This window comes from Paraburkholderia sp. Tr-20389, from assembly GCF_017104565.1.
Classification (GTDB): Bacteria; Pseudomonadota; Gammaproteobacteria; order Burkholderiales; family Burkholderiaceae; genus Paraburkholderia.
In genome coordinates this window covers 1-17632 of record NZ_JAAGPD010000065.1, presented here as the reverse complement: position 1 = coordinate 17632, position 17632 = coordinate 1, and the positions used below count along the sequence as shown (strand labels likewise).

General features: G+C 64.8%; 11 protein-coding genes. 9 read left to right on the top strand and 2 right to left on the bottom strand.

Annotated features, from left to right (window positions below; genetic code table 11):
• Positions 1 to 141 precede the first annotated feature (141 nt).
• From G3N95_RS37065 to G3N95_RS37025, 9 genes are all read left to right on the top strand, one after another.
• Positions 142 to 1251 carry an OpgC domain-containing protein gene (locus G3N95_RS37065; protein WP_205975045.1) on the top strand — a complete coding sequence of 370 codons (1110 nt, stop codon included), beginning with the start codon at positions 142 to 144 and terminating at the stop codon, positions 1249 to 1251.
• A complete protein-coding gene (locus G3N95_RS37060) occupies positions 1248 to 2963 on the top strand; it encodes a tannase/feruloyl esterase family alpha/beta hydrolase (protein WP_205975044.1) in 1716 nt (571 codons plus the stop codon). Before G3N95_RS37065 ends, G3N95_RS37060 begins: the two co-directional genes overlap by 4 nt.
• A gap of 272 nt (positions 2964 to 3235) precedes the next feature.
• Positions 3236 to 4099, top strand: a complete 864-nt coding sequence (locus G3N95_RS37055; RefSeq protein ID WP_205975043.1) for an STAS domain-containing protein — start codon at positions 3236 to 3238, stop codon at positions 4097 to 4099.
• Positions 4100 to 4108: 9 nt separating this feature from the next.
• Positions 4109 to 4465: an STAS domain-containing protein gene (locus tag G3N95_RS37050; protein ID WP_012399553.1), complete on the top strand. Its 357-nt coding sequence runs from the start codon at positions 4109 to 4111 to the stop codon at positions 4463 to 4465.
• A 19-nt stretch (positions 4466 to 4484) separates the two neighbouring features.
• The gene (locus G3N95_RS37045; protein ID WP_205975042.1) at positions 4485 to 4910 is read left to right on the top strand and encodes an anti-sigma regulatory factor; all 426 of its coding nucleotides are present in this window, start codon (positions 4485 to 4487) and stop codon (positions 4908 to 4910) included.
• Positions 4895 to 6043: an ATP-binding protein gene (locus G3N95_RS37040; RefSeq protein ID WP_205975041.1), complete on the top strand. Its 1149-nt coding sequence runs from the start codon at positions 4895 to 4897 to the stop codon at positions 6041 to 6043. The genes G3N95_RS37045 and G3N95_RS37040 overlap by 16 nt, the downstream gene beginning before the upstream one ends.
• A gap of 144 nt (positions 6044 to 6187) precedes the next feature.
• Positions 6188 to 7633, top strand: a complete 1446-nt coding sequence (locus G3N95_RS37035) for an ATP-binding protein (protein WP_205975040.1) — start codon at positions 6188 to 6190, stop codon at positions 7631 to 7633.
• Entirely contained in the window at positions 7630 to 9258 is a 1629-nt protein-coding gene (locus G3N95_RS37030; protein WP_205975039.1) for a response regulator, read from the top strand. Before G3N95_RS37035 ends, G3N95_RS37030 begins: the two co-directional genes overlap by 4 nt.
• 125 nt (positions 9259 to 9383) lie before the next feature.
• Entirely contained in the window at positions 9384 to 14291 is a 4908-nt protein-coding gene (locus G3N95_RS37025) for a response regulator (protein WP_205975038.1), read from the top strand.
• 15 nt (positions 14292 to 14306) lie between these two features.
• On the opposite strand, the gene G3N95_RS37020 is transcribed toward G3N95_RS37025, so the two are convergent.
• Both G3N95_RS37020 and G3N95_RS37015 read right to left on the bottom strand, forming a co-directional pair.
• On the bottom strand, positions 14307 to 15275 hold the full coding sequence (locus tag G3N95_RS37020) for a spore coat U domain-containing protein (RefSeq protein WP_241019164.1): 969 nt from the start codon (positions 15273 to 15275) through the stop codon (positions 14307 to 14309).
• Between the two features lie 2 nt (positions 15276 to 15277).
• Positions 15278 to 17632: fimbria/pilus outer membrane usher protein (locus G3N95_RS37015; RefSeq protein WP_205975037.1), on the bottom strand; the 2355-nt coding region annotated here is incomplete at its 5' end.

The following is a 17632-nucleotide window of genomic DNA, read 5'->3' as shown; positions in this document are numbered from 1 at the left end:
TCCCTCCTTACACCCCGCTAACCACAGGGAACATTCCCTCTCTCCACCGCTCCTACTCCACGTAAACCCGAAACCAAGCAGCACCCTCAGAAAGCGGCACGTCAAAGCGTAGGCATCCCCAAAGCCCAACCCGAGCCCCGCATGAACCCACCCCGTCTCCGCTCGATCGAAGTGGATTTCTTCCGAGGGATAGTGCTGATCGTGATCGTGCTGGATCACATCCCGGGGAGCGTCTTACAGCACCTGATGCTGCACGCTTACGCCTTATGCGACTCGGCGGAAGTTTTCGTGTGCCTGGGCGGCTACGCATCAGCCGCAGCGTACAACGCCGTACTGAGCAAGAAAGGCCCCAAAGCCGCCCAAACCCGCTTCCACAGACGCTGCTGGGAGATCTACAGGGCGTACCTGTTGACAGCGCTCCTTACACTACTTTCAGGCGCAATCCTGCAGCGCTTGCACCTGAACCGCCCCATGGTCGACCTAACCGGCTGGCCGACCTTCTCCGCAGCCCCATTCAAGGAAGCTTTCGAAATCGCAACGCTGAGACGCCAGCCATACCTATCAAGCGTCCTGCCGATGTACGTCCTCTTCGCCCTAACCGTCCCACTCATCGTCCCCTTAGCACGCAAATCCCCGCTAACAGCACTAGCACTAAGCGCAACAACATGGGCGCTAGCCACACCGCTGGCCAAACTTTTCGCCATAGACGACGTCAGCGACTGGGCCTTCAACCCTTTCGCGTGGCAACTGATGTTCGTAATCGGTATCCTTTGCCGCGAACACCCGGTCCCAACCGACATCCAGGAATCCCGCACCGGCCGCTGGTTAACAAGAATCGCCATCGCAGCCGTGCTAGCCTTCGCAGTCACCAAACTGTTCATCCTGACGCAACCGCTCCCAGGCCACCTGAAACAGAACCTGTCGATTGAACGCGTGATCAACTTCCTCGCCATTGCCTGGCTCGCAACCGGGCTCGTTCGCACGGGCGCGATCGCCAGACTTGCGCACCGCATGCCGGCCGTCGTGAAGGTCGGCCAGACGGGGCTCGTCTGTTTCGTCGGCGGCACGCTGATTTCGCTGGCCGTCGACACCGCCACCCCGCGCAGCCTCAGCGGCCTGAGCCACGGCCTGGCAGCGCTCGCCGGCGACCTGATCGCGATCATCGCAGTGCTATTGCTCGCGCGTTTCTGGAATGACTGGAAGGGCCCGACGCAGCCGCGCGCCGCCGTCAGCGGAGCCGACTGCCGATGAAGCGCGGTAAGGCATGGCCGCGCGCAGCACGAACGCTGTCACGCATCGCGCTCACGTGCGCGATGACCGTCTTCGGCGCCAACACAGCAACAGCAGCAGCAATGTCAGTCACCCCTGACACCCCACCTCAACCTCAAACCGAAGCAAAAAAACCAACCTTCACCACCCGCTGCACGGACCTGAACGGCATCTGGCTCGACCCCGACACCATCGCGATTCCGACCCACGGCGCCCACGTCGAAACCGCCACGCCAATCTCAGCACAAACGCCCGGCAACGGCGCGGGCGAGTTCTGCCGCGTCACAGGCGTGATCCGCGCGATAAAAGGCACGACGCCCGACATCCGCTTCGACCTGAACCTGCCGCGCCGCTGGAACGGCCGCGCGTTGCAGGTCGGTGGCGGCGGCTACAACGGCACGGTCGTCACGGGCATCGGCGTGATGCCGTTCTCGCCGATCCGTGCGCCGCTCGCGCAAGGCTACGTTACCTTCGGCGACGACTCGGGTCACGTCGGCAATTCGTCGCTGGCAGTGTTCGGTCTCGTCGACGAATCCGTCATCAATTTCGGCTACGCACATCTGAAGAAAACGCACGACGCGGCCCTCGCGCTGATCGTACGCATGTACGGTCACCCGCCCGACCGCATGTACTTCGCCGGCGGCTCGACGGGCGGCCGCGAAGGCTACACGGTGATGCAGCGTTTCCCCGACGACTACGACGGTGTGATCGCCGATTCGCCCGCGCTGAACTTCTCCGGCGTGCGGTTGATCGGCGTGCGCGTCGGCCAGGCCGAATATGCGGCGCCCGGCGGCTTCGTGCCGCCCGCGCTGCTCGAACGCGTCTATCAGAAGTCGCTCGAAGTCTGCGACAAACTCGACGGCGCGGCGGACGGCATCGTCAGCAATGTCGCGCAATGCCGTCAGCACGAAGCCGAAATCATCGACGCGCTGCGCTGCCATCGCGGCACCTCCTATGCGCACGAAGGCGGCTGCCTCACCGAAGCGCAACTGTCGACGCTCAACGTCCTGCGCGATGGCCTCAAGTTGCCGTACAAGCTCGCCTACGACGTGAACGGCTATCACGGCTACAACGTCTTTCAGGGCACGCGCTTCAACGGCGCGCTCGGACTCGGCCGCGACCCGGTGCGACAGACGTCGCCCACTTTCGCCGGCAACGGTTATCTGTTCGCGCAAGGCGACGGCTACGCCCGCTATTTCATGGCGCAGGACGCCACCTTCGATTCGATGAAGTTCGACGTGCTGCATCCCGGCAAATATCAGAAGCAGTTGGTCGCGCTCTCGCAGACCATCGGCGCGATGAATTCCGACCTGAGCCGCTTCATGGCGAAAGGCGGCAAGCTGATCACGATGCAAGGTCTCGCCGACGAAGTCATCAGCCCGAACCAGACCATCGGCTACTACGAGCACCTCGTCGATCTATACGGCGACGAGCGCGTGAACGCGTTCATGCGTCTCTACATGGTGCCGGGCTTCCAGCATGGCAGCGGCGTGTTCATTCCATCCGTCGATCTGCTCGGCGCACTCGACAATTGGGTGACGCGCGGCATCTCGCCGGAAACGCTGCTCGCCACCGACATCGCGCCTCCCACCAACGGCCGCTCGCGTCCGCTGTGCCGCTATCCGATGTATCCGCGCTATCTCGGCAAGGGCAATCTCAACGACGCAAACAACTTCGTCTGCAGCGAACCCTGAACGGAGCAATGAGCGGCGCAATGAGCGTTGCAAGGTCAGACAAAACCGCTCAAGAGATGCCAGTGCGAAGCCCGTCGCGCATCGCACATTTCGGCCCTCTTTTTATGCTCAATCACGCAGCGTCCCTGTAGTATTTGGTCGATCGTGCAGTAAGGCGCTGCTATCTGCTGTCATCAGGCGCCTTCCGGTAATGTTTGCGCGCATCGAATGTGCGCAAACGGTTTGCACGCAAACAATCGAGCAATATTTACCTGAACGTCCCCGGAGACCTTATGAACGCATCGAAAAGCGCGGCTCTCGTCGAGGTGCTGACGCGTCATCGCGACACGTTGCTCACCGACTGGTTGAATCAGCATCTATCGATTGCGCTGCGCCGTGGCCTGACCACGGAAGCGGAAATGAACGATCAGTTCCGCAACTTCCTGAACGTGTTCTCCGACACGATCGCGAAGGCCGATACGCTCGACGCGAGCCGCCCCGAATGGGAACCCGTACGCGCATTTCTCGCCGACATGTCCGCGCATCGCGCGCGCCAGGGCTTCACGCCAGTCGAAACAGCCACCTTCGTGTTCTCGCTGAAGCAGCCGCTCTATTCGCGCATGCGCGAAGAGTTCAGCGGCCAGCCGCTCGAACTCGCCGAAGTGAGCTGGACGGTGAACCTGCTGCTCGACGCGCTCGGCCTCTTCACGACGGAAGTGTTCCAGCGCGCCCGCGAAGCAATCATCTCGCGTCAGCGGGAAGAACTGCTCGAACTGTCGACGCCCGTCGTGCAGTTGTGGGAAGGCATTCTTGCGCTGCCTCTGATCGGCACGCTCGATTCGGCGCGCACGCAGGTCGTGATGGAAAGCTTGCTGGAAAAAATCGTCGAAACAGGCGCCGCGATTTCGATCATCGACATCACGGGTGTTCCGACCGTCGACACACTCGTCGCGCAACATCTGCTCAAGACGGTCGCGGCCGCGCGTCTGATGGGCGCGGACTGCATCATCAGCGGCATCCGTCCGCAAATTGCACAGACCATCGTGCATCTCGGCGTCGACCTTACCAACGTGATCACGAAGTCGACGCTCGCCGACGCGTTCATCGTCGCGCTGCAAAAAAGCGGGTCGAGCATTTCGGCTCGCGTCGCGAGCTGAGGTGAGCACATGGATCGCATTCCAATCCTGCGGATGGGCGACTGCCTGATCGTCGCGATTCAGGTGGACATGCACGACCGTCTCGCCATCGCGCTTCAGGACGATCTGACCGCGCGCATCGTGAAGGACAAGGCGAAAGGCGTGCTGATCGACATCTCGGCGCTCGATATCGTCGACTCCTTCATCGGCCGCATGATCAGCAACACGGCGGCGATGGCGACTGTGCTCGATGCGCAAACGGTCGTGGTCGGCATGCAGCCGTCGGTGGCGATCACGCTGGTCGAGCTGGGGCTCACGCTCACAGGCGTGCGCACGGCGCTCAATGTCGAACGAGGCATGGCGCTGCTCAAGCAGCGACAGCGTTGACCAAACGGGGCGCTCACACATGAACTCATTCGGCGTAGTAGTGACATCGACTGTCGAAGTCGGTCTGCGCTCGGATCAGGAGATCGTCAAGCTTCGCCAGATCGTGCGCGACGAAGCGATTGCACAAGGCTTCTCGCTCGTCGATCAGACGAAGTTCGTCACGGCCGCAAGCGAGCTGGCACGCAACACGCTTCTGTACGGCGGAGGCGGCGACGCGACGCTCAACGTGCTGCTGAACGGCACGCGCAAAGGCATCAGACTGACCTTCGTCGACCACGGGCAGGGCATTCCGGATATCGAACGCGCGTTGCAGGACGGCTTCACAAGCGGCTCGGGCCTCGGCCTGGGGCTCGGCGGCGCGCGGCGTCTGTGCGACGAATTCGAAATCCAGTCGGAACCAGGAAAAGGCACGACGGTGTCGATCACCAAATGGAAACTTCGCTGAGCGGTCTGCGCGCCATGCACGCGTCGTTCGAAATCACCGACGCGAGCAGCGTCGCCTTCGCGCGGCGCGGCGCGAACGATGCCGCGCAAAAAGGCGCGTTGAACGAAACGGACTTGGGCCGTGTCGCGCTGATCGTGACGGAAGCCGCGACCAACATTCTCAAGCATGCGCAGCACGGCGAACTGCTCGTGCGCGTGCTGCCTTCGGATGCGGTGGGCACACTCGCGGACGGCGTCGAGATCGTCGCGATCGATAAAGGACCTGGCATGCAGAACGTGGGTCTCGCGTTTCGCGACGGCAGCACGACGGCGGGCACGCCGGGCACGGGACTGGGCGCGATCCGGCGGCTGTCGGAAGAGGTGTCGGTGTATTCGCAACCGGGGCTCGGCACGGTGCTGCGCGCGGTCGTGCGCAGCCGTGTTCCAAGCGATCGCGCACCGGCGCGCGCGATGCGAGCGGCGGCGGGCACCGACATCGGCGGCGTATGCGTGCCTTATCCGGGTGAATCGGTGTGCGGCGACGCATGGGGCATCGAAGCGGATCAGCACGGTCTGACCGTCACCGTTGCCGATGGACTTGGCCACGGTCCCGACGCGCATGTCGCGGCAGCGGGCGCCGTCGATGTCGTGCGGCGGCGCGCGGGCCGTTCGCCTGCGGCGCTGATGGAACTCGCGCACGGCGCGCTGCGTCCGACGCGCGGCGCCGCCGTCGCCATCGCTCGGCTCGATCTGGCGCGTTCGCAGCTCGAATTCGCGGGAACGGGGAACATCTCGGCGTCGATCTTCAACGTCGGCAGGCCGGTGCTCGTCGGCGGTGGTGCTGCGCGAAGTGCGAGTGCGCCGTCTGACGGATCTCGGGACAGCTGGCAGCTCACGTCGCGCAACGGGATCGTCGGTCATACGATGCGCGATTCGCAGGAGTTCGCCGTGCCGTGGACGCGGGACGCGCTGCTCATCCTGCATTCGGACGGCATCGGCACGCGCTGGGATCTGGCCGCATATCCGGGCCTGCAACTGCAGCCGGCCGTGATGATCGCCGCGGTGCTGTACCGCGATTTCTCGCGCCGACGAGACGACGCGACCGTGGTCGTCGTCAAGGCGGATCAGCAGCAGTTGGTTGCGGGATCAGAGTAGGGCGCTAACGCGCCAACTCTGATCGAAGCTTTGCATGGGATCAGAGTAAGGCGCTAAAGCGCCAACTCTGATCGACAGCTCTGCATGGGGCGGGAGTAAGGCGCTAAAGCGCCAACTCCCACCGACAAGGAGTACATTTCACGCATGACGACCCCTATCTTGCGCATCCGGCTCGGAGCCGAAGAAGATGTCGTAGCGGCGCGCCGCAAGGCTCGCGCGATCGCCGCGGGCTTCGGCTTTTCTCCGCTCGATCAAACGCGCATCGCGAGCGCTGTGTCGGAAATCGCGCGCAACGCGTTCGAATACGCACATGGCGGCGAGGTCACGTTCGCGTTCGACGGCGCAGCGAAGCCGCAAGCGCTGCTCATCGACGTGCGCGACAAGGGGCCCGGCATCCGCGATCTCGAATCAGTGCTGGACGGCACCTACCACTCGCCGACGGGCATGGGCTGCGGCATTGCCGGCAGTCGCCGGCTGATGGACCGCTGCGAGATCGAGTCGTCGGCGGAACGGGGGACAGTCGTGTCGATGGCGCGCTTTCTGCCGAACGACCGGCCCGACATGGCGCTTACCGGCATCGACGCGATCATGCGCAGTCTCGTCCAGCAAAACACGACGAACGGGCACAAGCACGGCGAAACGAGCGACGAATCAGCGCGCCGTTCATTCGACGAACTGCACGAACAGAACCGCGAACTGCTTTCGACGCTGACGGAACTGCGCGACCGTCAGGACGAACTCACGCGTCTCACGCAGGAACTCGAAGCGACCAATCGCGGCGTCGTCGCGCTGTATGCGGAACTCGACGAGCGTGCGGACGAACTGCGCCGCGCCGATACGATGAAATCGCGCTTCCTGTCTAACATGAGCCACGAGCTGCGCACGCCGCTCAGTTCGATACGCGCACTGTCGAACCTGCTGCTCAATCGTCTCGACGGCGATCTTTCCGGCGAGCAGGAACGCCAGGTGCTACTCATCCGCACATCGGCCGAGGACCTGTCCGAGATCGTCAACGACCTGCTCGATCTGGCCAAGATCGAAGCGGGCCGTACCGAGGTGACGCCGGTCTGGTTCAAGGCTACGGGGCTCTTCGCGGCGCTGCGCGCGATGCTCACGCCGCTCCTGACCGACCCGGCGGTGAAGCTGATCTTCGAGGATACACACGGTTTGCCATCCATCTTCGCCGACGAAGCCAAGCTCACGCAGATACTGCGTAACTTTGTCTCCAACGCACTCAAATTTACCGAGCGCGGGGAGATACGCGTCGGCGCGCATCTGGAGCCGGATGGCGAGCACGTCACGTTCCTGGTGGCCGATACGGGAATTGGTATCGCGGAGGAGCACCACCAAGTGATCTTCGAGGAGTTCGGCCAGGTGCAGAATCATATGCAGCAGCGGGTCAAGGGCACGGGGCTCGGCTTGCCGCTGTGCCGCAAGCTCGCCGCGCTGCTCGGCGGCTATACGAGCGTCGACAGCAAGCCGGGCGTCGGCTCGACCTTCTATCTGACACTGCCGCTCGAGGCCGAAGCGGCAGACGGTCTGGACGACGTACCGCGCGGCCCGTCTATTGCACACGGAGGCGCCTCATGACGGTTGCCGCTCCGCTGATTCTGAACGTCGACGACAACGACGGCGCGCGTTACGCGAAAACGCGCGTGCTCGTGCATGCCGGTTTCGAGGTGATCGAGGCGGCGACGGGCCAGGGCGCGCTCGATCAGGTGCGCACGCACAACCCCGCGATCGTGCTGCTCGACGTCAAGCTGCCCGATATCAGCGGCATCGAGGTCTGTTCGATTCTCAAGCGCGATCCGCAGACGCGCTCGACGCTCATCCTGCAGACGTCGGCGGCCGCCGTGCAATCGTTCGACAAGGTTCGCGCGCTCGACGGCGGCGCGGACAGCTATTTGACCGAACCGATCGAACCCGCCGAACTCGTCGCCAACGTGCGCGCGCTGTTGCGGCTGCATCGCGCGGAAGAAGCGCTGCGCGACGCGGACCGCCGCAAGGACCAGTTTCTCGCGACGCTCGCGCACGAACTGCGCAATCCACTCGCGCCGATCCGCAATGCCGTCGAACTGATGGATCCGCGCTATCACGCGGCCGAAGATGCCGTACGTCATGCGCGCATGATCGCGCGCCGTCAGGTCGAACATCTGAGCCGGCTGGTCGACGATCTGCTCGACGTGTCGCGCATCACGCACGGCAAGATCGCGCTGCAGATCGAATGCGTCCATGTCGACGCCGCCGTCGCGACGGCCGTCGAAGCGAATCAGCCGTTCATCGCGAAGAAGCAGCACACGTTGCGCGTCAACATGCCGGACGACGCCTGCATGATTTACGGCGACCCGATCCGCGTCGCGCAGGTGATCAGCAATCTTCTGTCGAATGCGGCGAAGTACACGCCGGAGGGCGGCGTGATCGAACTCGACGTGAGCGCCGCCGACGGCGGCGTGACGATCCGCGTACGCGACAACGGCATCGGCATTCCAGCGAACGAACTGGCGGACGTGTTCAACCTGTTCATGCAGTCCGAAGATTCGCTGGCGCGCTCCGAAGGCGGACTCGGCATCGGGCTGTCGCTCGCGAAAACACTCACCGAGCTGCATGGCGGCACGATCGAAGCGTTTTCAGGGGGACTTGGGATGGGATCGGAATTCGTCGTGACCCTGCCGATGGCGGTCGAGCAAACTGCGGGCGAGCCCTGCGAGGCGTTGCCGGACACGTCGGCGGAGGGGGAAGGAACGCCTGCCGCTGAGCAGCAAGCGGGCGAAAGCGCGCCCGGCACACGACGGCGCGTGATGGTCGTCGACGACAGCGTGGACGGTGCCGAGTCGATGTCGATCCTGCTCGAAATGCTCGGCCACGAGGTGCGCGTGATGTACGACGGCGCGGCTGCGATTGCGGCCGCTAGCGAATTCAAACCGGAAGTCGTGCTGCTCGATATCGGTCTGCCGGGCGTCGACGGCTACCAGGTCGCACGCGCGTTGCGCGCCGAGCCGGCCACGGCGGGCGCGCTGCTGATCGCGCTGACAGGCTACGGACAGGACAGCGACCGCCAGCGCACCCGCGACGCGGGCTTCGATCACCATCTCGTGAAGCCGGCTTCGCTCGATGACATCGAGCGCGTGATCGCGGCGGACGCCGCCGGCGGCGCACCGCGCAATCAAGGTAAGACGCCGCAGCCGGACGCGACCCGGACCGACGTAACGGAGTGAGCGCATATCGAGCGGAACACGGCTAATAGCGGAAGCAAGCGAGCACAGCACACAGAAAACCATCGCGAGGCCGGCAACGGCCGCATGGGTGAGAGCGATACGGCGGGACATTTGAGGTTGCGTCGATGAAACCGGACAACACGATGGCGGGCGCTCCCTCTGAGGCGGACGCGGCGCTCGCAGGCGGTACGGCCCCGAGCTTTCTTGCGGGCGGCGGCGAGATGGGGAGCCTGATACGCGCCTACGACTGGCGCGCGACATCGCTCGGTGCGCCCGATCAATGGCCGCAAAGCCTGAAGACGGCGATCCGCATCATGCTCACGTCGCGCCAGCCGATCTGGATCGGCTGGGGACCGGAGCTCCTCTTTTTCTACAACGATCCCTACAAGTCGATCATCGGCGGCAAGCATCCCGTCGCACTCGGTCAGCCGACATCGGTCATCTGGCGTGAAATCTGGGACGACATCCAGCCGCTGCTGGAAACGGCGCTGAAGGGAATCGAAGGCACGTTTGTCGAGCAGAAGCTCCTGATCATGGAGCGCAACGGCTATCCGGAAGAAACGTACTACACGTTTTCCTATAGCCCGATTCCCGACGATCACGGCGGCACGGGCGGCATCATCTGCGCGAACAGCGACGAGACGGCACGCGTGCTCGGCGAACGCCAGTTGCGGCTGCTGCGCGAAATCGGCAGCGCGACGCGCGACGCGCGCTCGTGGCACGAGGTCTGTGAAGGCAGCGTGCGCGCGCTCGAAAGCGATCCCTACGACGTCACGTTCGCGCTGTTCTATCAGACTGAGCCGGGGCCGGCCGTCGCGTCGCTGGTGGCCACATGCGGCATCGAGCCGGGCCATCTCGCCGCGCCGCCAAAGATGGATGCGCTCGATTGCCCATGGCCGTTCATCGACGCACTCCGTAGCCAGCAGCTCGTGATCGTGCCGGATCTCGCCGAACGCTTCGGCGTATCGCTGCCTTCGGGCGCGTGGCCGCGGCCGAGCACGCAGGCGGCCGTGCTGCCCGTGCAGCCTTCGGGGGAAACGGGGCGCGGTGGCGTGCTCGTCGTGGGGCTGAATCCGTACCGGCTCGTCGACGATCACTACCGCTCGTTTCTTACGCTGGTCGCACGGCAGGTGGGCGCGACGCTAGGCTACGCGGACGCCTACGAAGAAGAGCGCCGGCGCGCGGAAGCGCTCGCGGAAATCGATCGCGCGAAGACGACCTTCTTCTCGAACATCAGTCACGAGTTCCGCACGCCGCTCACGCTGATGCTCGGTCCACTCGAAGAACTGCTCGCGCAGCCCGACGCGGCGAGCGCGAGCGACCGTCAACTGATCGAGGTCACGCATCGCAACGGCTTGCGGCTTCTGAAGCTCGTGAACGCGCTGCTCGACTTCTCCCGCATCGAAGCGGGACGCATCGAAATCCATCCGCAGCCGACCGATCTCGCCGCCTTCACCTCCGACCTGGCGTCGCTGTTCCGTTCGGCCATCGAATCGGCGGGGATGACGCTCGAAGTGGATTGCGAACGGTTGCCCCATCTCGTGTCGATCGATCGCGAGATGTGGGAGAAGGTCGTGCTGAACCTGCTGTCGAACGCGTTCAAGTTCACGCTCACTGGCGCGATTTCGGTGAGCCTGAAATTGACGGAAGACGGCAGCATCGAAATGAGCGTCGCCGATTCGGGCATCGGTATTCCCAAGCATGAGCTTCCACGGTTGTTCGAACGTTTTCATCGCGTAGAGGGCGCGATGGGCCGCTCGGTCGAAGGCAGCGGCATCGGGCTCGCGCTCGTGAGCGAACTGGTGCGGCTGCAGGACGGCGCGATTCATGTCGAAAGCGAACCGGGCGTTGGCGCGCGCTTCACGGTCGTGTTGCCGCCCACGGTCACGCTCGATCCCGCATCGAGTGAAGCGGCGCGCGCGACGATGAGCGCGAACGCGCAAAGCTACGCCGATGCGGCGCGGCGCTGGTTGCCCGATACAACGACCGCCGATGCCGACGACGCCGGCGCGCTGTCCGGCGTGAGCGACACGCTGCCGGCCACGCTGGACGGCGAAGCGACGGGCAAGCTGCTGGTCGTCGACGACAACGCCGATCTGCGCGACTACATGCGCCGCGTTCTCTCGGCGGCGGGCCATCAGGTGCATGTCGCCGCCGACGGCGTAGAAGCGCTCGCCGCCGCACGCACGTTGCAGCCCGAACTCATCGTCTCCGACGTGATGATGCCGAAGCTCGACGGCTTCGGCCTGTTGCAGGCGCTGCGCGCCGACGACGATCTGCGCGAAACGCCTGTGCTGCTGCTATCGGCGCGCGCGGGCGAAGAGGCGAAGGTGGGCGGCCTCGAATCGGGTGCGGACGACTATCTGATCAAGCCGTTCGCGGCGCGCGAACTGCTTGCGCGCGTCGCGGGCAATCTGCAACTCGCGCGCTTGCGTCGCGAAACGGGCAACCGTCTGCGCGAGGAGTCGCGCACACTCGAAATCCTGAATCGCGTGGGCACGGTGGTCGCGGCGGAACTCGACCTGAACCGCGCGGTGCAGGTCGTCGTCGATGCTGCGACGGAACTCACGGGCGCCGCGTTCGGCTCGTTCTTCTACAACGTGCAGGACGACAAGGGCGGCAGCTACATGCTGTACACGCTGTCGGGCGTGCCGAAAGACACGTTCGCGAAGTTTCCGATGCCGCGCAACACCGCGGTGTTCGCGCCGACGTTCGAGGGCGAGGGCATCGTGCGTTCCGACGACATCACGAAAGACTCGCGCTACGGACGCAATCCGCCGCATCGCGGCATGCCCGAGGGGCATCTGCAGGTGCGCAGCTATCTCGCCGCGCCCGTCATGTCGCGCACGGGTGAAGTGCTTGGCGGACTGTTCTTCGGGCATCCGACGCCGGGCGTGTTCAGCGCGCGCTCCGAGCGGTACGTGGAAGGCATCGCCGCGCAGGCCGCGACGGCCATCGACAACGCGCGCCTCTACCAGGCTGCGCAACGGGAAATCGCCGAGCGCACGAAAGCACAAGAGGCGCTGCGCGAACTGAACGAAACGCTCGAAGGGCGCGTGATCGAAGCCGTCGCGGATCGCGACCGTCTGTGGGATGTGAGCGAGGATCTGCTCGTGGTCGCGGGCTTCGACGGCGAATTGCAGCGCGTGAGCCCTTCGTGGACCCGCGTGCTCGGTCACGACGTGCACTGGCTCGCGCTGCAATCCTACTTCTCGTTGATTCACACCGACGATCTTCCTCGGGTCGAGGCGCATCTCGGCGAACTGCGCCGCACGGGTGCGCCGATGCGCTTCGAAAACCGTCTCAGGCATATCGACGGCTCATGGCGCTGGATCGCATGGACGCTGTCGTTCGATCCCGATACCAGGCGCATCCACGGTGTCGGCCGCGACGTGACGAGCGACCGCGAAACGCAGGAAGCGCTGCGCCATGCCGAAGAAGCGCTGCGCGTCGCGCAGAAGATGGAAGCGATCGGCAAGCTGACAGGCGGCGTCGCGCACGACTTCAACAATCTGCTGCAAGTGATCGGCGGGAATTTGCAGTTGCTCTCCGACGATGTCGCCGGCGACGAGCGTCCGACGCAGCGCGTGCGCAATGCGCTCGCGGGCGTCGCGCGCGGCGCGAAGCTCGCGTCGCAACTGCTCGCGTTCGGCCGCAGACAGCCGCTCGCGCCGAAGGTGGTGAACCTCGGACGTTTCGTGCGCGGTCTCGACGACATGATGCGGCGCGCGCTCGGCGACGGCATCGAGATCGAGACCATCGTGTCAGGCGGCTTGTGGAATACGCTCGTCGATCCGTTCCAGGTGGAGAATGCGCTGCTCAATCTCGCGATCAACGCACGCGATGCGATGGACGGCCACGGCAAGCTGACGATCGAAGCCGGCAACGCGTCGCTCGACGATGCCTACGCGAAGCGTCACGTCGACGTCACGCCGGGCCAGTACGTGATGGTCGCCGTCACCGACACGGGCTCGGGCATGTCGGCCGATGTGCAGGAGCATGTGTTCGAGCCGTTCTTCACGACCAAGCCGGAAGGCCAGGGCACGGGCCTCGGCCTGAGCATGGTGTATGGCTTCGTCAAGCAGTCGGGCGGTCACGTGAAGATCTATAGCGAGCCGGGACACGGCACGACGATCCGTCTCTATCTGCCGCGCGTGCGCGAAGAAGAGGATCTGGAAACGATCGTCGACGCCGGTCCGGCCAAGGGCGGCGCGGAGACGATTCTCGTCGTCGAGGACGATGAAGACGTGCGCACGACGGTCGTCGAAATGCTTTCGGCACTCGGCTATCGCGTGCTGAAAGCGAAGGATGCGCAAAGCGCGCTCGCGATCGTCGAGAGCGGTGTGCCGATCGATCTGCTGTTCACGGACGTCGTGATGCCAGGTTCGCTGCGCAGCACCGAACTGGCGCGCAAGGCGCGCGAGCGCCAGCCGGGCATCGCGGTGCTGTTCACGTCGGGCTACACGGACAACGCTATCGTGCATGCGGGACGGCTCGACGAAGGCGTCGAACTGCTGAGCAAGCCGTACTCGCGGGAAGCGCTCGCGCGCAAGATCGAGCATGCGCTGCGTGTGCAATATGCGCGGCCGGACGGCGGCGTGACGCTGCAGGCGGAAGACTCGCAGACGGTGCGGCTCGTCGATCGCAGCAACAACGAGACATTCGATGCGATCCGCAATCTGCGCATTCTGTTCGTCGAAGACGACGAGCTGGTGCGCGTGAGCACGGCGGAGTTGCTGCGCACTTTCGGCGTGGAGGTCGCCGAAGCGTCGAGCGCGGCGCAGGCGCTGGATTTGCTGCAGGAAGGAAGCTTCGACGTGCTGCTCACGGATATCGGGCTGGCGGGCGCATCGGGCGTCGATCTCGCGATCGATGCCACCGCGCGCGAATCCCGCCTTCACGTGATCTTCGTCACGGGCTCCGATGCGGCATTGTCGCCGGAACAGCAGCTTCATTTGCAGGGCGCCACGCAATTGCGCAAACCCTACGATCCGCTCGATCTCGTCAACGCGCTGCGTGCGTGCGTCGAATGACGCCCGGCATTGCATTCAGTAGGTGATCGTCGCGATGACGGTGTCGATGTAGGTGCCTGCCTGCGGTGTCGTTTGCGGCAACACGCGCGCATAGACCGTGATGCTTTGCGACGACCCAGTACCCGTGCCTGTGAGTGCCGTGGTGCCGTTCGTGCCGTCGCCCCACGGCAGCGAGTAGCTCGCGTTCTGATACAGCTGATAGTGAACCTTGTCGGTGCCGCCGCTGCGTGTCATCACGCGATCCGCGACGCTCGCGCCGCTGCCCGCGCCGGGCGAAAGCGAGATCGAATACGCGTCGTTCTTCGTACATGCGACGGTCAGCGTGCCCGTCGCGGTGAGCGTCGAATTGAGCACGCCCGCCGTGCCGAAGTTGATGTTCGTCGACGCGATCGTGCAGTCGTTGATGACATTCGCGCTGACGGTGAAGCTGAACGCGCTGTTCGGCGCCGTCAGCGACGCGCAGGCGGGCGCGACGAGCAGATACGCCTGATAGTCCAGTTCCGCCTGCAACGCGCCCGCGAATGACGATGCATACGTGCCCGCGACCAGCGAGGTCTGCGACGCGGGCACGCGTCCGTAGACGGTGAGCGTTGCGGAGCCTGTTCCCGACATGCCGTTTTCGGTGATATCGACGGCAATGGGCGCATAAGTCGTCGAGCCGCGCGAGCCCCACACCGTGCTGCCGCCCGACGCCGTATAGAGGTTGTATTGCAGCTGGTTCGTGCCGTTGAGTGCGATACGCGGCAGGTAGCTGCCGCCGCCGCTGCCTGTCCCTATGTTCACGCAGGCTCGCACGGGCAACACGGACATGCCCGTGCAGTTGATCGTGATCGTCGACGACGCGCTCGCTGTCGTGCCCGCAACGGGACTCACCTGGCCAAAGTTCAGATTCGACGCGACGGCCGTACAGGTTTGCGCTTGCGCGATGCCGGGCATGCAGGCGAAGCATGCTGAGAGAAAGGCGAAGCATAGCGCGCGTTTCATGATCAGCGCGCCTTGCAGGCGAATGGGCCGAGCGTCGGCAGCCCGCTGCCGTTGCGCCTGAACGGCACGTCGATTTCGCACGGTCCCTGCGCGGACGTCGAAGTGAACGTGTTGGCTGCGCGCATATCGTCGATGAATGCGAGGCCGTCGTAGCCGACGACGTAACGCTTGCCCGTTTCCTGTTGCGTCAGCACGGCACCTGGCGGCAACGGTTTGCCGGCCGTATCGACGACGATCAGTTGCGCGCCCGTGAAGTCCCGCAGCGGGAAGCGCGCGAGTACGCCCGCACGCGATTGCGGCGCGAGATTCAGGCGCGTCGTTGCGACGGAGGTGTCGGCGGGCAGGTCGAGCGGGTCGATCGCGAGATGGTTCGGCTCGTAGGCGACGAGGTCGGGCACGAGCAGATGGCCCGCGCCGTTGGTCTCGCCGATCACGCGGTTCTCGTGCAGCACCGGCACATGAGATACACCATCGGTGGAGACGAGCGCGAAGGCGTCGTCGATGCGGCGCCCCGCGAGCACGTCGCCCGCCATCAACACGACGGAACCCGACGCGTCCACTTCGCCGTAGGTCCGCGATCCGACGTTCGCGACGCTGCCGATCAGATCGCCGTAACGCCCGCGCCACGTCGCCTGTGCGAGCGACTGCTGCTGACCGTTCTGACGCGAGGTCTGCACCTGCCAGCCGAGGCCGCCGCCATAGTCCGGCGTGCGCGTGACGGCTGCGCCGAACAGCGGCTTGCCGTGATCGCTGCCGGCATTGACGCTCGCGTTCACCGTGCCGCCCAGCAGGAAGCTCAGCGCGACGAAGACGCCCGTATTTTTGGTGTCGCCGAAGTCGTGATAGACGCTCGCGGAAAGCGATGTACTCGCGGGCAGCGTCGTCGTCCAGGCCAGCGAGCCGATGCGCGAATTGCCGTAGTACGGATCGTCGAGACCGACGAGACTCGCGCTCGCCGTGCTCGATGAGCCGAACAGGCGAAACGGCAGCGCGACCGTCGCGCGATAGGTCGTGCGCGGTACGGGCGTGCCTTCCGCCGATGCCAGATCGCTGTAGTGCGGCGTCGCGTGTTGCGCCTGCAGATCGATCGACAGCGACGGAATGTGCCATTGCCAGCCCGCGGCGAACTGCGCGCCGCTGCCGCCGGGCGTCGGCAGCACGCCGCCTGACGACGTATTCGTCGTGCCTTCAACAAAGCCGATACCGATTGGCACGCCCGCCGTATTCGAAAGGCCCGCGGCGGGCGCATTGCGTGCAAGCGACCCGGCGCCGCCATTGCCCGCGCTGCCCGCCACCGAAAAGTTCAGCACGCCCGCGCCGCCCGCTTCGAGCAGTGCGCCGACGCCCGCGTTGTACACGCCGCGTGTGGCTTCGCCGTGCGTTTCCAGCGTCACGCGCGACGACGCGCCATGTCGAAACGATACGGATAACGAAGGATCGCCCGCATAGTCGAACGAACTCAGGGCATACGAGCGGCGCATGAAGCCCGCTTCGATCGAGAAATCAGTGAGGCCGGGCGCGAGCAGGCGCGCGTCGATGTAGAGCGGCACCGTCGTCATCACGCTGCGGCCGAGCACATCGCGGGTGACGATCACCGCTTCGCCAGCGCCGTTGATGGCAGGCACGGCGTTGATCACGAACGGCCCCGACGGCGCCGAACCGCTGAACTGGCGCACGTTGTTCACGTAGAGATCGACGGCGCTCGGCACGGCGGATGTGCCCGCGAGCATCGGCACAGGGTAGGTGATCAGGTCGGGCCGCAGCGTGAAATCGCGCGACACCTGCGCGCCGCCGAGACGCACGGGACGCGTCCATGTCAGCGACGACGAGATCGTGTCGCCGACACGCGTCGTCACCATCGTGTCCTGATTCGAATGGCTCCACGTGGTATCGAGCCGCACGTAGCGATGCAGGTTGCGATACCAGTACGCGGTGCCCGTGTTGTCGAGCAGACCGCCCGGATAGAAGAAGCGTTCTTCGCTGTAGAGACCGTACTGCGTCGGCGAATTGGTCTGCGCGCTGAACGCGTAGTTGATCACTAGGCCCGTGCCGCTCGCCGACACGGGCGGCCGCGCGGGACTGTTCTCGAGCGTGACGGGCTGGCGGCGCGCGTCGGTGACCTGCAGGTCGATCTGCTGATGCTCGGGACGGTACGTGTAGCGCAGGCCGGGAATCGTGCCGAGCGCAATCAGGCCGTCTTTGCCGGGCGGCGGCAGATCGTCGGTGCGAATGCCGACGTCGCGCAGTTCACCGGCGGTCGTGTAAATCATCGCGTCCGTGACGACGAAGTGCGCGATCTCCTTCGTCGATTCGCCGTTGATCGTCACTTCGAGATAGACGTCGCCGTTCGATGGCGG